Genomic DNA, 17615 nt, shown 5'->3' with positions numbered 1-17615 from the left:
TGAATGTTTAAGCTGATATCATTCAAGAACCACCGGTTGAGCAGAAAAACATGAATCGTCGCAAGAAAATAAAGCAGCTACTGAAGGCTCACGCGAAAAAGGCCAGTGCCAAACTGGCACCGCAAAAAAAGGATAAATACATCAGCAAGGCTGACCGGTTGAAGCTGGCGGCCGAATCCGATCAAGGCCCGGTTGTTGCCGGCGAAAGCTGATCCCTGCAGGTCCTGCCCCCTTTTTCGATTCGAGGGGCCTTGTCACCATCCACTCAGCGAATACCGGCACCCGCCATGGACTCCGGCACCCACTGTGCCGTCGAGAGCGGCTCGATGTAGCGGATGCCGCCATGAGGGCCGACCACGCCATTGATGTTGTAGGTGCCTTTCGACAGGTCGTACGTCATGAAGGGCGTGGCATCCGGGACTTGCTGGTCATAGCTCTGGCTGAAGAAAGCGAAGGAGCCACGATACAGCTGGCCACGGGTGTCGTATTGGTCGGAGGCCACCGCGGCCCAGGTATCTTCATCCAGGTAAAAGCGGCGCTTGTGGTAGATGTGCTTTGCACCGGGCTTGAGATTGCCCTCCACGACGTAGACCCGGTGTTTCTCCCAGCGAACGAAATCCGGGGCAATGAAATTCGGCGTGGTCAGGGATTTGGCATCGCGAGCGTAGGTGAGCTTGTAGGTGTTGTAGGGCACGATCATTTCCTGCTTGCCGACCAGCGTCCAGTCATACAGCTCGAGCGCACGGGCAGTACCGGGGTTGGGGGTGTCGTAGGCCAGGATCGAAATCTGTTTGACCCGGCGCTGGGCCGGCATGTATTGCCAGGCGCGGCCGGGAAACTCCGTTGCATTGGTGGCGTTCTTGAGCATGATCGACTCGCCGGCTCGGCGCGCAGGCCCGGTATAGGACAATTTCAACTGATAATAAATGTCCGAACTGTTGAACGGCTTGGACATGTTCTCGTAGATCGGGAAGGAGACGAACGCCTCGCCGGTGACCGCAAGGCTCGGTACCCCGGCTGTGTCGACAGTCCAGGAGTCGTACTTGGAATGGATGTTGACGCCCTGGTAGCGCAGCAGGAAGTTCCACATCGCTTCGGCGCCCGATTGCGGGATCGGGAACGGCACTCCGGGCATCACGTTGTCGATGGCGATCCCGCCGTTGAGGGACCTGGCATGGGTGGCATTCCTGCGGCTGTTGTCCAGTACCGCCTGGGGCAGCGATGCCGTGCGGTGGGTCGGATACACGTCGATGCGAAAGCCGGGGTAGCGCCTGGCCAATGCCACGGTGGTGGCGGTGAGCATGCCTTTGTACGCATCGACGTTCTTGCCGTTGATCACCAGCAGCGGTTTTTCGCCCGCAAAGGGGTCCGGGCGCATGCTGTCGCCGGTCTTGAAGCCGGGTGGGGCAGTGGTCAGGCCGCCGTTGTAGGGCGGAATGGAGCCATCGGCATTACCGGCTTTTTCGGCTCCCACCCACGTCAGGCTGCTGCCCAGCCGTGCGGCTTCCTGGCTCGATACATAGGCTTGGGCATCGATGGCCAGCGCCATGAGGGGTACGGCAGCCAGAAGAGTTTTCACGAATTTCATATTGTTGTTCTCCTGCCTGGTGTTCCAGGCAACTCCTTCCCGGAAAACTGTAGGAGCCAGCCTGCTGGCGATGGTCGTTAACGTTAACGCGTGTGAACTGGATTAACGCGGCGCTCTTGAGTCCATCGCCAGCAAGCTGGCTCCTACAGGTATTGCGTTTCCCGGAATTGCGTGAAGAACCATTAAAAGCCCCGCGCATCACAGACGCTTTTCATTCGACGACAGCCCCTTTGCTATTCATGACAGGCCTATTGATGACAGGCCCGGTTGGTCCCAACAGGCAATCAATCGCGCGGTCGCTGAGAGTGACCGTCACTTCTTTGTATTTCCCAGCGGAATCATTGAGTTACAGAATGGTCATAACCCTGTGTGAACACTGCCCGGATGAACGTTTCGAGCAGCCGTGACCCTTCCATAATCCGACATTCAGGACGTTTTCATGAGTCGCGCAGTAATCTTGATATTGGCCATTTCCAGCGCCGTGTTGTTGGGAGGCTGCGGCCCGCATTGGGATGACGGAGAACGGTACGGGCGATATCACGATCATGATCATCGACGTGGTGACGACTGGAGAGGGGACGATGATCAGGGTTATGACCGTGACTATGATCGTCGTGGCTATGATCGCGATCACCGTCGCTACCGTGATCGCGATGACAATGACGACTGATAGGTCACATTGAATTGCAGGGCCTAGTCAGAGCCTGTGCCCGATAGCTCAGACATTCCGTGGACAGCAATACGCAGCGAATAATTTGCAGCCCGTCTCATACCTGGCACTAAAGTGAACAAATCATTGAAAAAAACCGCTATAAGCTTTACATAAATGTGAAACTAGATGGCACATTGCTAGCAATCAGTCAGTGAGTTTCGGCAGTTTTTGGCTCAGGGAGCCCTGATGAGTTTTCGTACATTGACCGACTCCCGGCGGCATTCGAGCCATTGCGAAGTGGCCGCGCTCCAACCCATGGTGAATCCGGATGCTGTCGGCATGGCTTACGCCGGCGGCGACGACTCGATCGAACTCGTGCTGGACTCAGCGCGCAACTGGGCCCACAGCACTGACTGGGTGTTCTACCGCGCCGGCGAACAAATGCATTGGGTCGGGCAAGGCGACCCGCAGGCGCAATGGCCTTCGAGCATTGCCAATGAGGCGTTTGAAGCCTTTTGCCTGACGTCGAACCTGCATCGTTGGCCGACCGGCAGAGGCGAAAGTGAGCTGGGTTGGCTGCTCGCACCCATCAATGAAGCTGCTGAACCCGCGTTCGCGGACTTTGCCCGGCGCCTGGGCATCGAACTACAGACCAATACCCTGGCCCGTGCGCAGATCACCCAGCGTGTGCTGTATGAAATTACCTATCTGGCCAGTTCGACCCGTGACCGTTCAGTGTTCCTGGTGGGGGTTCACCGGCTGCTGGCCAGCCTGATCGACGCCGAGAACTTCTATCTCGCGCTGTATAACCCGCACACTGGCAAGATCGATTACCCGTATTACGTCGACATCATTGACGTCGACGCGCTGGAATCGGAAAACCATGAATACCTTGACCCTTCGCGCCTGTCGTTGACCGGGCAGGTGTTGACCACTGGCCAGCCCTTGCTGATCGACGCCGCCGGCATTCTCGAGGCCCAGGCACAAAACCGTTTCCACTGCGTGGGTGATCGTCCCGAGTTCTGGATGGGCGCACCGTTGAAAAATGCTTCCGATGACGTGTTTGGCATGCTGGCGATGCAGGTCTACGACGTTTCGCGCATCTACAGCGCTGAAGACCGCGCGTTGTTTCTGGTGGTCGCCCGTCACGTGGCCATGGCGCTGGACCGGATCCTGCACCGGGAGGACCTGGAAGAAACGGTGATGCGTCGCACCCTGGAACTGTCCGCAGTCAACAATGCATTGCGCCAGGAAGTGGCAGACCGGGAACGCGCCGAACATCTGCAGAACGCGCTGTTCCAGATTGCCGAACTGTCCAGCCAGCCCGGTGACATGGCCGAGTTGTTTGAAACCCTGCATGGCATCGTCGGTGATCTGCTGTTCGCGCAGAACTTCTATATTGCGCTGTTCGACGACGCCACCGGCGAAGTGACTTTTCCCTATTACGTGGATGAACGGCAGACGACCTGCCCGCCGGCACGGCGAGGGCGCAGGGGCCTGACCGAGTATGTGATCCGTCAGCGCCGACCTTGCCTGATTGACGTTGCCGAGGCAGAACGATTGCACGCGCAGGGTGAAATCGAAATCGCCCATGAGTCTGTGCGCTCTTACTCCTGGCTGGGCATTCCCTTGTTCGAAGACGACGCGGTGCGTGGCGTGCTGGCGGTGCAAAGCTATACCTCGCAGGTGCGCTATACCCAGCGTGACCAGGAACTGCTGACGTTCGTGTCGCGGCACATCGACACGGCGCTGTCACGACGCACGGCCGCTGAAGCGATCCATGCCGCCAACCTCAAGCTCGAGGCCCGGGTGCAGAGCCGCACCCGCGAACTCGATCACGCCAATGCCAAGTTGCAGCACGAAAACGCCCACGATGCGCTGACCGGGCTGCCGAATCGCACCTACCTGCAACAGCGCCTCAATCTGGCCTGGTCGCGGTTCGGCAGCGAGGGCGGGCACCTGGCGGTGATGTTCATCGATCTGGACCGTTTCAAGATGGTCAACGACAGCTTCGGCCACCACTTTGGCGACCTGCTGTTGATGCAGGCGGCCCAGCGTTTGCGCGGTTGTCTGCGCGAGACCGACATGCTGGCACGCCTGGGGGGCGATGAGTTTTCGGTTCTGGCGCCCGAGGCCCCGCTGGACGTGATGATCGAGATCGCCGAGCGGATCCTGGTGGCGTTCGACCTGCCGTTTTTCATCAATGGCCATGAGGTTTTTTCGTCGTGCAGCATCGGTATCGTCAGTGCCGACAGTCAGTTCCACCACGAACCCGCCGACTTGCTGCGCGATGCCGATGCGGCGATGTACCGGGTCAAGAGTGCCGGGCGCGACAGCTATGCGGTGTTCAACCAGGAAGTGCGCCGTGAAGTCTCGGACCAGGTCGAACGGGAAGGGGCCTTGCGCAACGCGCTCAAGCGCACTGACGAACTGCTGCCGTATTTCCAGCCGATCGTCAGCGTCGAAACCGGCGAGCTGCTGGCCCTGGAAGCGCTGATCCGTTGGCATCAGCCGGGCGGCCGCGTGATCGCGCCGGGCGAGTTCCTGCCGGATGTCGAAGGCCTGCGCCTGATCGGTCGACTGGACCTGTACATGCTGACCAGCATTGCCGCGATCCTCGCGCAGCCCGAGCACGCCAATTGGCCTGCTGTGCACGTCAACTGTTCCAGCTACAGCATGACGCGCCCCGACTTCGCCAGTGAGGTGCTGGAACTGTTGGCGCAGCACCGGGTATCGCCGTCGCGGATCTGCCTTGAACTGACCGAAGGGGCGCTGGTCGCCGAGCCGGCGATTGCCCGACAAACCATGCAGCAACTGGCTGACAACGGTATGTCGGTGGTGCTCGATGACTTCGGCGCAGGGTTTTCGTCCCTGAGCTATGTGCATCAGTACCGCTTCAGCGGTTTGAAAATCGACAAGTCGTTCATCCTCGAGCTGACCACCAGTTCCCGCAGTCGCGCGATCGTCCGGGCGATTGTGCGGATGGCCGAGTCGCTGGACCTGAGTGTGGTGGCCGAAGGCGTCGAGGATGAAGCGACGCTGGAACTGCTTCGTGAAATGGGCGCAGGGCAGGCCCAGGGTTATCACTTTGCCAGGCCGATGGCGTTGAAAGCGCTGTTGGCGAGTGAACTGCTCGGCCGTCAGGGATCAAGCGGACTACATGGCGCAAGCCAATACGGATGAACATTTTTCAAGGGAGAGACTCATGGCATCAGGGCAATGTCTTTGCGGGGCTGTACGCTTTTCGCTGGCGGTTGAACCACGATTTTTCTATCGCTGCCATTGTACGCTGTGCCGCAAGCAAACCGGGGTCGGCCATAATCTCGCCACACTGGTCAACGCTCGCGACTTTCGATGGGAAGACGGGCAAGAGGCGATCACCGGTTGGCGCAAATCCAGCGGGTACAGAAATGATTTTTGCTCGCGATGTGGCTCGACCGTGCCTAATGTTCTTCGCGAAACACCTTATTTCTGGATTCCGCTCGGACTTCTCGATGCCGGGCTGAGCATGGAATGCATTGGAGATTTCTGCACCGATGACGCGATGCCATGGGATGAACATCGCTCGGAAAAAAGCCATTGCGCAGCCCCGGAATCACTGGGGTTTCTTCTGCATGAACTCCAGGTCAATGCCTGACCCGGAACCGGTTCACCACAGTCCGCTGCATGGAGTGCGCCGAATGCCGTCCATCACCACGCCCCTGGTGGCGCTGTTTGTGCTTTGCCTGGCGCTTGAAGTGCCGGCCCAGACCAGCGACTGCCCGGCTGGCGAGAGACAGGTGTGCCTGGATGGCTGCATCTGCCTGCCGGACATGGTGCCCGAGGATATCTACCAGATCGCGACGCCGGCCCTGGCGCTGTGGCTGACCCAGGCCCGTGATGAAGCAGTCACCGCCGGTACCCAACCCATTCCTGCGCACATCCGTGAGCAACTGCTGTCCTGGTACGAACCCGGCGTCCTCGATGCCGCGCTCTACAAAATCAGCGACAACGGCCAATTCAGCGCCGCCACTGCCATGCTGCAGAACCCCGATGTCGGCGCCGTCACGCTGATCGACATCATCCTCTTCCGCGACCCTCAAGCCGCAGAAACGGACGTCGCGCTCTGGGCTCACGAACTCAAGCATGTGCAGCAATATCAGGAATGGGGTGTGCACGGATTTGCCCAGCGCTATACCCATGACTTCAATGCCGTGGAGGCACCGGCTTATGCCATACAGGCCGAGGTCAGGCGGGCGGTGCGCAAAGGGGCTGACTGAAGCCGTCCCGACTCAGCCCCCGTTTTGCGCAGACGATAAATTTGATCACCGAGAAATTCACGCCCCCCCATGGCCGCAATCGAAATGGCGAGCAAGAGGTGCCGGGTTTTCATGCGGATCTTCCTTGATCGTTCGTTGTGGAATGACAGCTGATCAACCACAGCACCAGGGCTGTCGCACTGATCGAGGCGCCCAACAGGCTGACGGCTGTCCAGCCCCATTGCGCATAAACCTGGGTCGCGGCCGCGGCGCCCAGTGCGCTGCCCACCGAGTAAAAGCACATGTAGGCGCCCACCATGCGGCTTTGGGCGTCCGGTCGTGCGGCAAAAATGAAGCTCTGGTTGGTCACGTGTGCGGCTTGCACCGCGAAGTCGAGCAGGACCACTGCGCACACCAGCGCGATCAGTGATGTCTGCGCGAACGCGATGGGCAACCAGGACAGCGTCAGGATCACCAGCGAAATGCCGGTCACGCGTTGCCCCAGACCCTGATCGGCCCAGCGACCGGCTCTTCTGGCAGCAAGAGCACCGGCGACGCCAGCCAGACCGAACAGGCCGATGGCCGTGTGTGACAGCGACAGCGGAGGTGCGCTCAATGGCAGCACCATGGATGTCCACAACACCGAAAACGCGGCAAAAATCAGCAAGGCCAGCAGGCCCCGGATGCGCAAGACCGGTTCGGTCATGAACAGCCTGAACAGCGAACGGATGAGCGCCGGGTAGGTGTTTCGGTTGCGTGGAGACAGGGTGCGAGGAAGCACTTTCCAGAACACCGCCGCGAGGACCAGCATCAAGCCCGAGGAAACGAAATACACGGCGCGCCAGCCGGCCAGATCGGCGATCAGCCCAGAGGTTAACCGCGCCAGCAGAATGCCCAGGACAATGCCGCTGGTGACGGTGCCCACGGCCTGGCCCCGTTGTGACGGGGTTGCCAGCACGGCGGCATAGGCCACCAGCACTTGAACCATCACCGCCAGCAATCCGACGATGACCATGGCGCCCAACAGGGTCAGCCATTGCTGCGCTGCACCGACCCCCGCCAGAGCAACCGAAGACAGCAGCACTTGCGTCAGGATCAACCCCTTGCGGTTCAACAAGTCGCCCAGCGGGACGATGAACAGCAACCCCAGCGCGTAACCGACCTGGGTAGCCGTCACCACGACCCCGATCATTGATGAGGCAACTCCCAGGCTCTGAGCCATTGAATCGAGCAGGGGTTGAGCGAAATACACGTTGGCGACTGCAAGCGCGCAGGTGACGGAAAACAACAGCGTAAGTGACGGAGAAAGCCCGGCAGAGCTGTCTGCGCGGGCGCTTTCTCCATCATCCGTATGGGCCAGGCCCGAAGCCTGCGGGGAGAAAGTTTGGGTGGCTGAATCGGCATCGGCTGTCACATGAGCCTCCGTGGCGCTAAACTGGTTTCAATTAAAAACCGGATTGAATTGTTATCGGATCAGGTTTTAATTTGCAACCACTTTGCTCGGGATTGCACGGCAAGCCCGGCAATCCTTATCCAGAAGGTCAATACGATGGTCGAAGACACTTCATCCCACAGCAGCGAATGCCCGGTAGCCAGAACACTGGAGGCCATTGGGGATCGATGGTCGCTGATGATCATCCGCGACGCATTCGACGGCATTCGCCGATTCAGCGAATTTCAAAAAAGCCTCGGCGTGGCCAAGAACATTCTGGCATCGCGCTTGAAAACCCTGGTTGAGGTTGGTGTGTTCGACGTTCAACCCGCGTCAGACGGCAGTGCCTACAAGGAGTACGTCCTTACGGACAAAGGGCGGGAGATCTTTCCGGTGGTGGTCAGCATGCGACAGTGGGGTGAACGTTACCTGTTCAAGCGCGAAGAGACGCGTTCTGTGCTGCTGGACAACGAGCGCGGGCAGACGCTGATGCCGATTGAAGTTCGCTCCTCCAGCGGTCAGAAGCTTGGGCCGTCCGACTGCCACAGGGTCAGGGTGGTTGCCGACGAGTCGTGAATTGATGGGCCATGCGTTCATGACCAGCGCAGAGGCGGGGCGGTGTCAGGCAGATGAATCAGTCGAGCAGTGACACCAACCGAGGTTCGATGGACTGTGCAGACAGCTCCAGCAGCGCCAGGGTGACCGGCAACTTGAAGCGTCGACGCCCGGCGCTGCCCGGATTCAGGAACAGTCGTTCGCCGCGCCATTCGATGCCTGGTTTATGGGAGTGGCCGCAGATCACCAGGTCGATACGCTCATCTGGATTGATTGCAACGTCGGCGATGTCATGCACCAGCAGGACCTTCCAGCCGTTGAGGTCCAGGCGCAGACAGTCGGGCAGCTCGCGTGCCCAGGCCGCGTCCAGGTCGTTGTTGCCACGCACCCCATACACCGGAGCAATGCCCGCCAATTGGTCGAGGATGTGCGCGCTGCCGATGTCGCCGGCGTGAATGATGCCATCGCAGCCCAGCAGGGCGGCGATGGCTTCGGGGCGGAGCAGGCCGTGGGTGTCGGAGATGACACCGACTTTCATCGCGGGTGGGGCGAGCGGCATTCTGACGGGCCTGTCTGCTGTGCGATTGTTGCCGCCACTAACCTTGCGGCACTAACTTTGCGGCACCACCCGCGCTTCGTTTCCAGTGCCCTCGACATAAACCTTCAGGCCTTTTGTCAGCGCCGGATTGATTGGCTGGGTCACCTGAACCAGTACGCCGCTTTGGGTCCGGACGATGATCTGCTGAGCGTCTACGGGCTGATCATATTTTTTCTTTTCTACGTAATTGCCGCCAACCCCGCCGGCGAGGGCACCGGCAACCATCGCCACATCCCGACCGGTTCCCTGGCCGACCAGGCTTCCCAAGGCCAAACCGCCAAGACCGCCCAATATGGCGCCGACGCCGCTATCGTGATTGGTCTGCATCTGGGTGAGTGTAATCTGCTCGATTTTCTCCGAACGGATCTGCGTCTCGCCAGCGCCTCCGCTCCCGGCGCCGACCGCGGCACAGCCGCCAAGCACCAGCCCAAGGAACGTAACCGACAGCCAGGAAGCGAAAGTTTTCATCGTCGAACTCCATTTTCAGGGGAATAGATCATGCAAACGCTTCAATTCACGTTAGACGAAAAAGCCTGGTGCATTCGCTTCTTTCACCTGGCCTGATTCGATGGATAAAGACCGGCAAACCGCGCAATCACTACACCCACGTAAAAAACGCCGGAAAATTCTTCGACCATCACCAGTGAACGGGCATGGTTGGTCAACGGGATAAAATCACCGTAACCGGTGGTTGTGAGTGTCGTGAAGCTGAAATAGATCAGTTTGAAGAACGTGCCGGGCTGTGTGAAGTCGAGGTGGCCGGGGCCGAATGAACCAGCGCTGGATACTTCGACCAGGGCATAAACGAAGGACCAGACGAAGGCCAGCATGATGTAACCCGCAAGCGCGCCATGCAGCTTGTCGGCAGAAATTGGCCCGCGCTTCAGAATATAGCGAAGCACTGCGCTAAACGAGACGGCAAGAGACGCCGTATAAGCTATCCCGGCAAGGCCAAGAATCGCGGTACTCCCAGCCAACAACGCCGCCCATTGAAGACCAACCCCAAGCAACGCCAGCCCCAGCTTGAGGATGAACCCCCGCCGAGTCTGCCTGGTGGCGAAAGCACCCACGAGCAGCACGATTGAAAACAGAATGCCAAGCAACGTACGAGCAAATAGACCTTCCTCAAGAAAGGGAAACAGCAGGATCAATCCCAACAAGAGCAGCAATAGATAGGTGCAGGGACCTTTCCCTATAAGCATCTGAGCTAAACCCTCGTCGGAGTCGGGTTTATCTTGCGGATCTGTCATATCGGTTTCCCAAAGGGCTAAGTAGTGCTTCGGACCTGACGTCGCACGGTTGAAATCAGACTTGGCTTCAGAATAGCCGGCAGTACGATTCAAGTCGTGAATGGGTGTGGAATGCTCTAGTCCGCGCCTTCAGGCAACCGCTGTCGCGAAACTGTAATATTGCAGTCATAGAATTGACATGAGTGATTACATTTATTACAGATGGCCTTTGGCCTTTTCATGGATGAGCAAGCCTTATGCGTCGTGTCGTATTCAATCAAAAAGGCGGCGTTGGAAAATCCAGCATCGCCTGCAATCTTGCCGCGGTGAGTGCTGCCGAAGGGTACCGAACGCTGCTGGTTGATCTCGATCCGCAGGCAAACTCGACTCACTACCTCACGGGGCTGAGCAACGAGCGTATTCCTGCCGGCATAGCCGATTTCTTCAAACAGACGTTGTCCGGCGGCTTCGAAGGCCGGCGCAATCGGGTGTCCATCACCGAGACCCATTACAACAACCTCCACCTGGTGACGGCGAGTCCCGATCTGGCAGACCTGCAATCAAGACTCGAAAGCAAGTTCAAGATCAACAAGCTGCGCAAGTTGCTGGTTGAACTGTCCGAGGATTATGAGCGCATCTATATCGATACGCCGCCATCGCTGAACTTCTACACCTTCAGCGCTTTGGTGGCGGCAGACCGGTTGCTGATTCCATTCGATTGCGACAGTTTTTCTCGCCAGGCGATCTACCGGGTCATCGCTCAAGTGGAAGAGCTGCGACTCGATCACAATGAGTCACTTGAAGTGGAAGGGGTGGTGGTCAACCAGTTCACCGGGCACACCGGGTTACACCAGAATCTCGTCAATGAGCTGCTGGCCGAAGGCTTGCCAGTGCTGCCGGTTTATCTCAGCAGTTCCGTCAAGATGCGCGAGTCTCACGAAGTGTCTGTTCCCATCGTGCATCTGGCCCCGCGCCACAGACTCTCGCTGGAGTACGCGGGCTTGCTGGATGCACTGGAGCGGGCGGCCTGATAGCGAGTCGCTGTCTACGCACTATTGCAAGCCGCCCGTTACGAACCTGTACTCCGATCAGAAGTATTTGAGCCAGCCGATATCACGACGACGAGCCTTCAATGCGGCAAACCAGCGCACAGGTAGATACAGCGTTATAGCCAGGAGTGCTGCCGCCAGCCACACCACCCAAATGCTGTCGAAACCGAAGTAGTTGCCCTGATTCAAACCGAACAACGCCACATGGGCCAGATACAGCATTTTCAGCGCGTAAAGATGGAGCAGGTAGAAGAACATCGGCGCTGCGCCGAATACCGCCAAAGTGCTGATCCACTTGCGTTGCCGAGCCCGCTCAAAGCCAAGCAGCAGCAACAGGCCCACCCCTAGCGTCAGCGAGAGGAACAGCAGGGAAGGCGGGTACTTTGTGATGTTGAAGAAACTCATGAGGGTTTGTGTGGTGCTTTCATAGAGCACCCAATGTGCCTCGCCATAACCGTTGACCAGGCGCAGTGCGATGAAGCCGGTCAATGCGCTGGCCCCGGCCAGTAACAGATGGCGCTGACGCACGGCGGTTGAGGCTGTGCGTGCGAACCAGGGGCCGATGCAGTAACCCAGGGCGATGACACCGATCCACGGCAGCAGCGGATAGGAAGTGCGCAGGCGCAAGCTGTCGGAGAATTCGATCCAGCCGCGATCATGCAAGATTGCCCAGGGCAGGTGCATCGCTGATCCAGACGGGAAGTGCAGAGTATCGAGCAGGTTGTGCCCGGCGACGATGACCAGGCCCAGAACACACAGGAGTGGCCGGGGTAGCCAGACCAGTGCAGCGAGGGCCGTCATGCTGACGCCAATCGCCCAGATCACCTGCAGGTAGATCACATTGGGCGGGAACTGGAATGTCCAGGCGAAATTCACCAGGGTGAGCTCCAGCAGAACCAGGAATAGACCACGCTTGAACAGGAACATCGACACGGCTTTCTTGCCCTGGTGCTTTTCGCCGTACAGATAAGCGGACAGTCCGGTGAGCAGAACGAACACCGGCGCACATAAATGGGCCAGAGTCCGACTGAAAAACAGCGCCGGTTCGGTGGTGTCGATGACCATCGGGTCGGCTACCTGGCGGTGTAGAAAGAACGTCTCGCGCACGTGATCGAGCAGCATCAATATGATCACCAATCCCCTGAGGGCATCGATGGATAGCAGGCGCTGGCTTAGGCTCGTGGCGGGCGGAATCTGATTGAAGTTTGTCATCGAAAGTCGCAGGCAGGGAGGGCGGAGAGCTCTGCCAGTAGCCACCGACAGATTATTCTTAGTTACAGTATAACATAATATAGACCTGTCCCGTGAACGTTCCGGCCATTGATTCGATATGGGGAGCCTACAGAACTCGGAAAAAATCGTACGCTAAGGTTTTCCGACCTGCCGTAGCGGGCTGAATGTACCGTCTTCCAGCTTGCGGTTCTGCCGCCAGATGTAATCGCCGGTCAGGTTGACGTGTTCCCAACCCAACGGCGACAGGTATTGAAACAGGTCGGTGTACACCGGCTTTCCAGCGTCAGTCAGCCCTTGGGTTGCCCGCTCCAGGTAGACCGTGTTCCGCAGCACAATGGCGGCGGTCACCAGGTTGAGGCCGCTGGCCCGGTAGTGTTGCTGCTCGAAGCACCGATCCCTGATTTCACCGAGACGGTTGAAGAACACCGCCCTGGCCAAGGTATTGCGAGCCTCTCCCTTGTTCAAGCCTGCATGCAGCCTGACATCAGGTGAGGGTATAGCCCAACCTGACGGCACTCTTGATGATGTATAATTATTCACTATGATTAGCATTAAATCGAACTGACCAAGATTAGTGCAGAGTAAATCTGTCAAGGATCGGCCGATGAACCATTCCAGCCCATTGACTCTCCAGAATGCTACCCATCGCGATTCCGCGTGGGAACGCGCAGTCAACTACGAGAAGGAAGAGAGACCGATTCGCCCTGTGTGCAAAATTGTGGTCAAGGGCGCGAAGGCCCGCGTGGCGGGTTCTGGCGACATCGTGATCCGTGGTAATCCGCCGATCCGCGATCATTCCGTTGCAGGATCCGGCGACATCAAATTCAAGAAGTAACGATCAGGAGTAACCCTTATCATGGCAACCACCGCGAAAACACGATCTGTCACGGCTCACGTCCCTGAGCAACTGGCCCAAAAGGTCGATTTGATGGCCGAGCGTCTGGAACGCTCCAAAAACTGGATCGTCAAACAGGCTCTGTCCGCTTGGATAGAGCAGGAAGAAGAGCGTAGCCGTCTGACCCGTGAGGCCTTGGACGATGTTGACGCTGGCCGCGTTATTGACCACCAAGCAGTCCAAGCCTGGGCTGATAGCCTCAGCACCGACACTCCGTTGCCGGTGCCGCGCTGATGGAATTGAAGTGGACAAGCAAGGCGCTTTCCGACATTACCCGACTGTACGAGTTTCTGGCCTCGGTGAATCAGCCAGCCGCCGCTCGAACAGTGCAGCAACTCACAGCCGCACCTACCACGCTGCTGACCAACCCGCGCATTGGCGAACGCTTGGAGGAGTTCGAACCAAGGGATGTGCGCCGAATTCAAATCGGCCAATACGAGATGCGTTACGAGATACTGGATTCGACTATCTACCTGCTGCGCCTGTGGCACACCCGTGAAGACCGATAGCCTGGCAGGACAGAGGCCTGAACCGGCCTCTGTCATTTGCAGATAGCAAGACCCCGTAGCATTGAAACGAGAGCCGCTACACCTAAGCAGGCGATCAAAAACGCGGCTTCTGGATCGGGCAGGTGTTTGACGTTGACCCATACACCGATACTGACTACCACCAGATTGGCGAATTCTTCGGTGCTGTAAAACGCGGCGTCAGGCGCAAAAGTATTGGGCCAGAGCATGGCGACGGTACCCGCAATGCCACCTGCGACAACCCCTGCGCTGACGGCAGCACCGGACAACCCCAGCGACAACGAGCCACCGGCTCGCACATGGCTTACGTTGGTTTTTGGTTCCATAGCTTCCCAACCCCCAACCCCCAACCTGGCAGACCTACTCCAGATCAAAAAGCCTGAGCGTACGATTTTTTTCCGAATTCTGTGGGCTCCCCGATATAGCCTGAAGCGAGTTGTTTATTCCATAAAGAAAGTACAAATGCGTTTTATAGTGCGTTTTAATCTATTCAAGATTTTTTGAATTGATTGGAGCATTTGTCTTTGAAAACTATGGCGCTTCTACCCTTTGGCCTGGCGTTGCTCGCTACCTGCTCAACGGCTTTCGCGGGTGCGACCCTGGATCGCGTGACACAGAAAGGGGAGCTGACCGGCGTCCTGATGGAAAGTTATCCGCCGTTCTCGTTTCTCAATGAGCAGAACCAACTCGACGGGTTTGACGTGGATGTTGCCAAGGCTGTTGCGCAACGCCTGGGGGTCAAACTCAAATTGGAAACACCGTCCTGGGATGTGATTGCCGCTGGCCGCTGGAGTGGGCGCTATGACATCTGCGTCTGCTCGATGACGCCGAGCAAGGCACGGGCCGAGGTGTTTGATTTTCCGGTCGAGTATTACCAGTCGCCGGCAGTCATCGTGGTGAATGCCAAGGACAAGGACATCACGGCGGGCAAAGACTTGTCCGGCAAAAAAGTCGGTGTGATCAGTGCGTCGACTTACGAAGCCTACTTGAACAAGGACCTGGTGATCGAGGGCGCCGAGGACAAGCCATTGAACTATCCGTTCGATAACGTCCAGGTGGCCCCTTATGACAATGAAACGGTGGCCTTCCAGGACTTGGCACTGGGAACGGGTGTGCGCCTTGATGCCATGGTCACCAACCTCATCACCGCTCGCGAGCGGATTGCCCAGGATCCGCGCTTCAAGATAGCCGGCGACACGCTGTATGCCGAACCGAACGTCGTGGCCATTGAAAAGGGCGACCCGCAATGGAATGCCAAAGTCACCGAGGTCATTACTCAACTCAAGACTGACGGTACGCTGAGCAAGATTTCGCAGAAGTGGATCGGTGCCGACATCAGCCAATGACAGCCCTCAATCCACACCCGGCCAAGGCGACTGCCGCCCCTGCAATCGAGACGCGCCGATTCAGTCAATTTTTTGGATTTCGCACTCGCCTGTATTTGACGTGGGCAGCGCTGTCTGGATTGTGCGTGCTGTTCTTCATGAGCTTCGATTTGAAGTTTTCGATCATCCTGGAGAAATTGCCCAATCTGGTCGGCCTGCACCTTGGGCCAAACGGTTTCCTGCAAGGCGCCGCGCTGACGTTGTTCCTGTGCTTGTGTTCGATCTGGCTCTCATTGCTCCTTGGCTTTGTCACCGCGCTGGCGCGACTGTCACGCAGCGCAGTGGCATTCGGTATCGCCAGTTTCTATGCGTCTTTTTTTCGCGGTACACCGCTGCTGATCCAGATCCTGCTGATCTATCTGGGCTTGCCGCAGTTGGGCGTTGTACCCGGTGCAATCAGCGCGGGGATCATTGCGCTTTCGCTTAATTATGGTGCCTATCTGAGCGAGATCTTTCGCGCCGGCATCCTGGCTGTAGCACCCGGGCAGCGCGAAGCGGCGAAGGCGCTGGGTCTTGGGCCGAGGGCGACCTTTTTGCACATCATCTTGCCGCAAGCCATGCGCACGATCATTCCGCCGACAACCAGCCAGTTCATTTCAATGCTCAAGGACTCATCGCTGATTTCGGTGATGGGCGTGTGGGAGGTCATGTTTCTGGCGCAGTCCTATGGGCGGTCTTCCTATCGCTACATCGAAATGCTCACCACCGCAGCGGTCATCTATTGGTTGCTGTCCATCGGGCTGGAATTGATACAGCACCGCCTTGAGCGCCACTACGGCAAAGGTTTCAAGAATCAGCGGTGAACCGCCCCGTTTAATGACTTTACTTACAGGAATCACGATGTCCGATCCAAAACCTCTTTTGTTTGCACTCTATGAGCAAGCCAGTGTGGGCTGTGGCGGCGCGCCAAGCCTTTGGACCCATCCCGCTGACGAGCGACTGGCGATCAACTCTCTGGGCTATTGGTCGAACCTGGCGCGCATTGCCGATCAGGCTCACCTCGACATGCTGTTTTTTGGTGATGTGCTGGGCTTCTACGATGTGTTTGGTGGCAACGCCGATGCGGCGATGAAGTGGGCGGTGGAAGCCCCGGCGAACGATCCGCTGATGATCATTCCAGCCTTGGCCGCCGCTACGGAGAACCTGGCCTTTGGCGTTACCGTGACCACCAGCTACGAACATCCCTTTACCCATGCCCGACGCTTCAGCACGCTGGATCACCTCACCAACGGCCGGGTCGGCTGGAACATCGTCACCTCATACCTGTCCAGCGCCGCCCGCAACTTCGGCCTGGAGCAGATGATCAAGCACGATGACCGCTATGAACGTGCCGAAGAGTTTCTTGATGTGGTCTACAAACTCTGGGAGGGCAGTTGGGCCGACGACGCCGTGGTCGCGGACAAGGCGCGCCAGCTCTACGCTCGGGGCGAGCGCGTGCGACCGATCAATCATGTGGGTGAGCATTACCGGGTGGCCGGGCCGCATTTGACGTCCCCATCGCCACAACGCACGCCTTTGTTGATTCAGGCTGGCTGGTCGGGGCGCGGTCGTGAGTTCGCCGCCAAGCACGCCGAATTGATCTTCATTGCCAAGTCCAATCCGCAGGAAATTCGCCTGGGGCTCGAGGAAATCTGGGCCAGGGCTCAAGCACGTGGTCGTCAGCGTGATGATGTGAAGTCCCTGACAGTGCTGCGTATCGTCACCGCGAAAACCGAGATTGAGGCGCAGCGCAAATACGACGAACTGCAAAGCAACTATCACTTGCAGGCGCAACTGGTCAGTTACGCGGGCGACACCGGCATTGATATCGGCCGCTATGCCGACAGTGAGGCGCTTTCCACCTACACCGAGGGCATGACCTCCTATGTGATGCATCCCGATGGCAGTGGCAAACCCTTGACGGCGGGTGACGTCAAACAGCGTTTTGCCAGCGTCACCCGAGGCAGTGATCTTATTCTCGTGGGCACTCCTCAACAGGTGGCCGAGCGCATTGAGGAACACGCCAGAATATCCGGTACCAGCGGGTACATGATCAATCCGCTGATCAGCCCGGGCAGTCTTGAGGATTTCGTAGAACTGGTGATCCCTCAATTGCAGAAACGTGGTCTATACCGTACACAACCGCAAAGCGGTACCTTTCGCTCGCGGTTACGGGGTGACGGTTCGAACCATTTGCCGGCGTCGGCTTATGGCGCTTCGTTCCGTTTCAATGAAGGCTCGTAGTGCCTGGGACA

The 17615-nt window shown here is 58.1% G+C and carries 20 protein-coding genes and 1 pseudogene; 13 read left to right on the top strand and 8 right to left on the bottom strand.

Annotated elements, in window-relative coordinates; all coding sequences use genetic code 11:
- Positions 1-50: 50 nt before the first annotated feature.
- Entirely contained in the window at positions 51-212 is a 162-nt protein-coding gene (locus tag ACXX83_RS10750) for a DUF2986 domain-containing protein (protein WP_126045912.1), read from the top strand.
- 53 nt (positions 213-265) lie between these two features.
- On the opposite strand, the gene ACXX83_RS10745 is transcribed toward ACXX83_RS10750, so the two are convergent.
- Positions 266-1588 carry a DUF1329 domain-containing protein gene (locus tag ACXX83_RS10745; RefSeq protein WP_015095181.1) on the bottom strand — a complete coding sequence of 441 codons (1323 nt, stop codon included), beginning with the start codon at positions 1586-1588 and terminating at the stop codon, positions 266-268.
- A 439-nt stretch (positions 1589-2027) separates the two neighbouring features.
- Between ACXX83_RS10745 and ACXX83_RS10740 the strand changes: the two genes are divergently transcribed.
- The 4 genes from ACXX83_RS10740 (at position 2028) to ACXX83_RS10725 (ending at position 6499) form a co-directional block, all read left to right on the top strand.
- Entirely contained in the window at positions 2028-2258 is a 231-nt protein-coding gene (locus ACXX83_RS10740; protein WP_458548417.1) for a hypothetical protein, read from the top strand.
- Positions 2259-2486: 228 nt separating this feature from the next.
- Positions 2487-5423, top strand: a complete 2937-nt coding sequence (locus ACXX83_RS10735; protein ID WP_458548416.1) for a sensor domain-containing phosphodiesterase — start codon at positions 2487-2489, stop codon at positions 5421-5423.
- A gap of 22 nt (positions 5424-5445) precedes the next feature.
- The gene (locus ACXX83_RS10730) at positions 5446-5877 is read left to right on the top strand and encodes a GFA family protein (RefSeq protein WP_458548415.1); all 432 of its coding nucleotides are present in this window, start codon (positions 5446-5448) and stop codon (positions 5875-5877) included.
- 43 nt (positions 5878-5920) lie between these two features.
- Entirely contained in the window at positions 5921-6499 is a 579-nt protein-coding gene (locus ACXX83_RS10725; RefSeq protein ID WP_458548414.1) for an eCIS core domain-containing protein, read from the top strand.
- A 109-nt stretch (positions 6500-6608) separates the two neighbouring features.
- Here the strand turns inward: ACXX83_RS10725 and ACXX83_RS10720 are convergent, their stop codons facing one another.
- Positions 6609-7892, bottom strand: coding sequence for an MFS transporter (locus tag ACXX83_RS10720; RefSeq protein WP_458548413.1), 1284 nt, complete (start codon positions 7890-7892; stop codon positions 6609-6611).
- A 135-nt stretch (positions 7893-8027) separates the two neighbouring features.
- Here ACXX83_RS10720 and ACXX83_RS10715 point away from each other — a divergent pair, with 135 nt between their 5' ends.
- Positions 8028-8486 (top strand): winged helix-turn-helix transcriptional regulator, encoded by a 459-nt coding sequence (locus ACXX83_RS10715; RefSeq protein ID WP_458550183.1) that lies wholly within the window; start codon positions 8028-8030, stop codon positions 8484-8486.
- A gap of 58 nt (positions 8487-8544) precedes the next feature.
- Here the strand turns inward: ACXX83_RS10715 and ACXX83_RS10710 are convergent, their stop codons facing one another.
- The 3 genes from ACXX83_RS10710 to ACXX83_RS10700 all read right to left on the bottom strand — a co-directional run bounded on the left by ACXX83_RS10710 (position 8545) and on the right by ACXX83_RS10700 (position 10313).
- Positions 8545-9003, bottom strand: a complete 459-nt coding sequence (locus ACXX83_RS10710; protein ID WP_458550182.1) for a metallophosphoesterase family protein — start codon at positions 9001-9003, stop codon at positions 8545-8547.
- 72 nt (positions 9004-9075) lie between these two features.
- A complete protein-coding gene (locus ACXX83_RS10705) occupies positions 9076-9531 on the bottom strand; it encodes a glycine zipper 2TM domain-containing protein (protein ID WP_458548412.1) in 456 nt (151 codons plus the stop codon).
- 83 nt (positions 9532-9614) lie between these two features.
- Positions 9615-10313: a potassium channel family protein gene (locus ACXX83_RS10700; RefSeq protein ID WP_458550181.1), complete on the bottom strand. Its 699-nt coding sequence runs from the start codon at positions 10311-10313 to the stop codon at positions 9615-9617.
- Between the two features lie 236 nt (positions 10314-10549).
- Here ACXX83_RS10700 and ACXX83_RS10695 point away from each other — a divergent pair, with 236 nt between their 5' ends.
- Positions 10550-11323 (top strand): ParA family protein, encoded by a 774-nt coding sequence (locus tag ACXX83_RS10695; protein WP_015095171.1) that lies wholly within the window; start codon positions 10550-10552, stop codon positions 11321-11323.
- A 57-nt stretch (positions 11324-11380) separates the two neighbouring features.
- Here the strand turns inward: ACXX83_RS10695 and ACXX83_RS10690 are convergent, their stop codons facing one another.
- Together ACXX83_RS10690 and ACXX83_RS10685 are read right to left on the bottom strand one after the other, a co-directional pair.
- The gene (locus ACXX83_RS10690; protein WP_458548411.1) at positions 11381-12553 is read right to left on the bottom strand and encodes an acetyltransferase domain-containing protein; all 1173 of its coding nucleotides are present in this window, start codon (positions 12551-12553) and stop codon (positions 11381-11383) included.
- A gap of 153 nt (positions 12554-12706) precedes the next feature.
- Positions 12707-13054, bottom strand: a pseudogene (locus ACXX83_RS10685) (Tn3 family transposase); the annotation flags it as partial.
- Positions 13055-13178: 124 nt separating this feature from the next.
- On the opposite strand from ACXX83_RS10685, the gene ACXX83_RS10680 reads away from it, so the two are divergent.
- From ACXX83_RS10680 to ACXX83_RS10670, 3 genes are read left to right on the top strand one after another with little or no spacing between them, the layout of a single operon-like run.
- Positions 13179-13409 (top strand): hypothetical protein, encoded by a 231-nt coding sequence (locus ACXX83_RS10680; RefSeq protein WP_458548410.1) that lies wholly within the window; start codon positions 13179-13181, stop codon positions 13407-13409.
- Positions 13410-13430: 21 nt separating this feature from the next.
- Positions 13431-13703 (top strand): CopG family ribbon-helix-helix protein, encoded by a 273-nt coding sequence (locus ACXX83_RS10675; protein ID WP_458548409.1) that lies wholly within the window; start codon positions 13431-13433, stop codon positions 13701-13703.
- The gene (locus ACXX83_RS10670) at positions 13703-13978 is read left to right on the top strand and encodes a type II toxin-antitoxin system RelE/ParE family toxin (RefSeq protein WP_458548408.1); all 276 of its coding nucleotides are present in this window, start codon (positions 13703-13705) and stop codon (positions 13976-13978) included. The genes ACXX83_RS10675 and ACXX83_RS10670 overlap by 1 nt, the downstream gene beginning before the upstream one ends.
- Positions 13979-14010: 32 nt before the next feature.
- Here ACXX83_RS10670 and ACXX83_RS10665 read toward each other — a convergent pair whose 3' ends face one another.
- Positions 14011-14322, bottom strand: coding sequence for a hypothetical protein (locus tag ACXX83_RS10665; protein WP_458548407.1), 312 nt, complete (start codon positions 14320-14322; stop codon positions 14011-14013).
- A gap of 207 nt (positions 14323-14529) precedes the next feature.
- Here ACXX83_RS10665 and ACXX83_RS10660 point away from each other — a divergent pair, with 207 nt between their 5' ends.
- Genes ACXX83_RS10660 through ACXX83_RS10650 form a run of 3 tightly spaced genes read left to right on the top strand, consistent with a single transcriptional unit; the run spans position 14530 to position 17604 of the window.
- The gene (locus ACXX83_RS10660; protein ID WP_086780440.1) at positions 14530-15342 is read left to right on the top strand and encodes an ABC transporter substrate-binding protein; all 813 of its coding nucleotides are present in this window, start codon (positions 14530-14532) and stop codon (positions 15340-15342) included.
- The gene (locus ACXX83_RS10655; RefSeq protein WP_015095168.1) at positions 15339-16184 is read left to right on the top strand and encodes an amino acid ABC transporter permease; all 846 of its coding nucleotides are present in this window, start codon (positions 15339-15341) and stop codon (positions 16182-16184) included. The genes ACXX83_RS10660 and ACXX83_RS10655 overlap by 4 nt, the downstream gene beginning before the upstream one ends.
- 37 nt (positions 16185-16221) lie before the next feature.
- The gene (locus ACXX83_RS10650; RefSeq protein WP_217835228.1) at positions 16222-17604 is read left to right on the top strand and encodes an LLM class flavin-dependent oxidoreductase; all 1383 of its coding nucleotides are present in this window, start codon (positions 16222-16224) and stop codon (positions 17602-17604) included.
- The last annotated feature ends 11 nt before the right edge of the window (positions 17605-17615 follow it).

The sequence above is a fragment of the Pseudomonas sp. GNP012 genome, from assembly GCF_054343835.1.
Note: the sequence above shows the minus strand (reverse complement) of the source record. Positions and strands in the feature narration are given on the sequence as shown.

Bases quoted from the DNA above. Each gene is read 5' to 3' on its own strand.
- ACXX83_RS10750 (WP_126045912.1), top strand. From the start codon at position 51: ATGAATCGTCGCAAGAAAATAAAGCAGCTACTGAAGGCTCACGCGAAA.
- ACXX83_RS10745 (WP_015095181.1), bottom strand. From the start codon at position 1,588: ATGAAATTCGTGAAAACTCTTCTGGCTGCCGTACCCCTCATGGCGCTG.
- ACXX83_RS10740 (WP_458548417.1), top strand. From the start codon at position 2,028: ATGAGTCGCGCAGTAATCTTGATATTGGCCATTTCCAGCGCCGTGTTG.
- ACXX83_RS10735 (WP_458548416.1), top strand. From the start codon at position 2,487: ATGAGTTTTCGTACATTGACCGACTCCCGGCGGCATTCGAGCCATTGC.
- ACXX83_RS10730 (WP_458548415.1), top strand. From the start codon at position 5,446: ATGGCATCAGGGCAATGTCTTTGCGGGGCTGTACGCTTTTCGCTGGCG.
- ACXX83_RS10725 (WP_458548414.1), top strand. From the start codon at position 5,921: ATGCCGTCCATCACCACGCCCCTGGTGGCGCTGTTTGTGCTTTGCCTG.
- ACXX83_RS10715 (WP_458550183.1), top strand. From the start codon at position 8,028: ATGGTCGAAGACACTTCATCCCACAGCAGCGAATGCCCGGTAGCCAGA.
- ACXX83_RS10710 (WP_458550182.1), bottom strand. From the start codon at position 9,003: ATGAAAGTCGGTGTCATCTCCGACACCCACGGCCTGCTCCGCCCCGAA.
- ACXX83_RS10705 (WP_458548412.1), bottom strand. From the start codon at position 9,531: ATGAAAACTTTCGCTTCCTGGCTGTCGGTTACGTTCCTTGGGCTGGTG.
- ACXX83_RS10700 (WP_458550181.1), bottom strand. From the start codon at position 10,313: ATGACAGATCCGCAAGATAAACCCGACTCCGACGAGGGTTTAGCTCAG.
- ACXX83_RS10695 (WP_015095171.1), top strand. From the start codon at position 10,550: ATGCGTCGTGTCGTATTCAATCAAAAAGGCGGCGTTGGAAAATCCAGC.
- ACXX83_RS10690 (WP_458548411.1), bottom strand. From the start codon at position 12,553: ATGACAAACTTCAATCAGATTCCGCCCGCCACGAGCCTAAGCCAGCGC.
- ACXX83_RS10680 (WP_458548410.1), top strand. From the start codon at position 13,179: ATGAACCATTCCAGCCCATTGACTCTCCAGAATGCTACCCATCGCGAT.
- ACXX83_RS10675 (WP_458548409.1), top strand. From the start codon at position 13,431: ATGGCAACCACCGCGAAAACACGATCTGTCACGGCTCACGTCCCTGAG.
- ACXX83_RS10670 (WP_458548408.1), top strand. From the start codon at position 13,703: ATGGAATTGAAGTGGACAAGCAAGGCGCTTTCCGACATTACCCGACTG.
- ACXX83_RS10665 (WP_458548407.1), bottom strand. From the start codon at position 14,322: ATGGAACCAAAAACCAACGTAAGCCATGTGCGAGCCGGTGGCTCGTTG.
- ACXX83_RS10660 (WP_086780440.1), top strand. From the start codon at position 14,530: ATGGCGCTTCTACCCTTTGGCCTGGCGTTGCTCGCTACCTGCTCAACG.
- ACXX83_RS10655 (WP_015095168.1), top strand. From the start codon at position 15,339: ATGACAGCCCTCAATCCACACCCGGCCAAGGCGACTGCCGCCCCTGCA.
- ACXX83_RS10650 (WP_217835228.1), top strand. From the start codon at position 16,222: ATGTCCGATCCAAAACCTCTTTTGTTTGCACTCTATGAGCAAGCCAGT.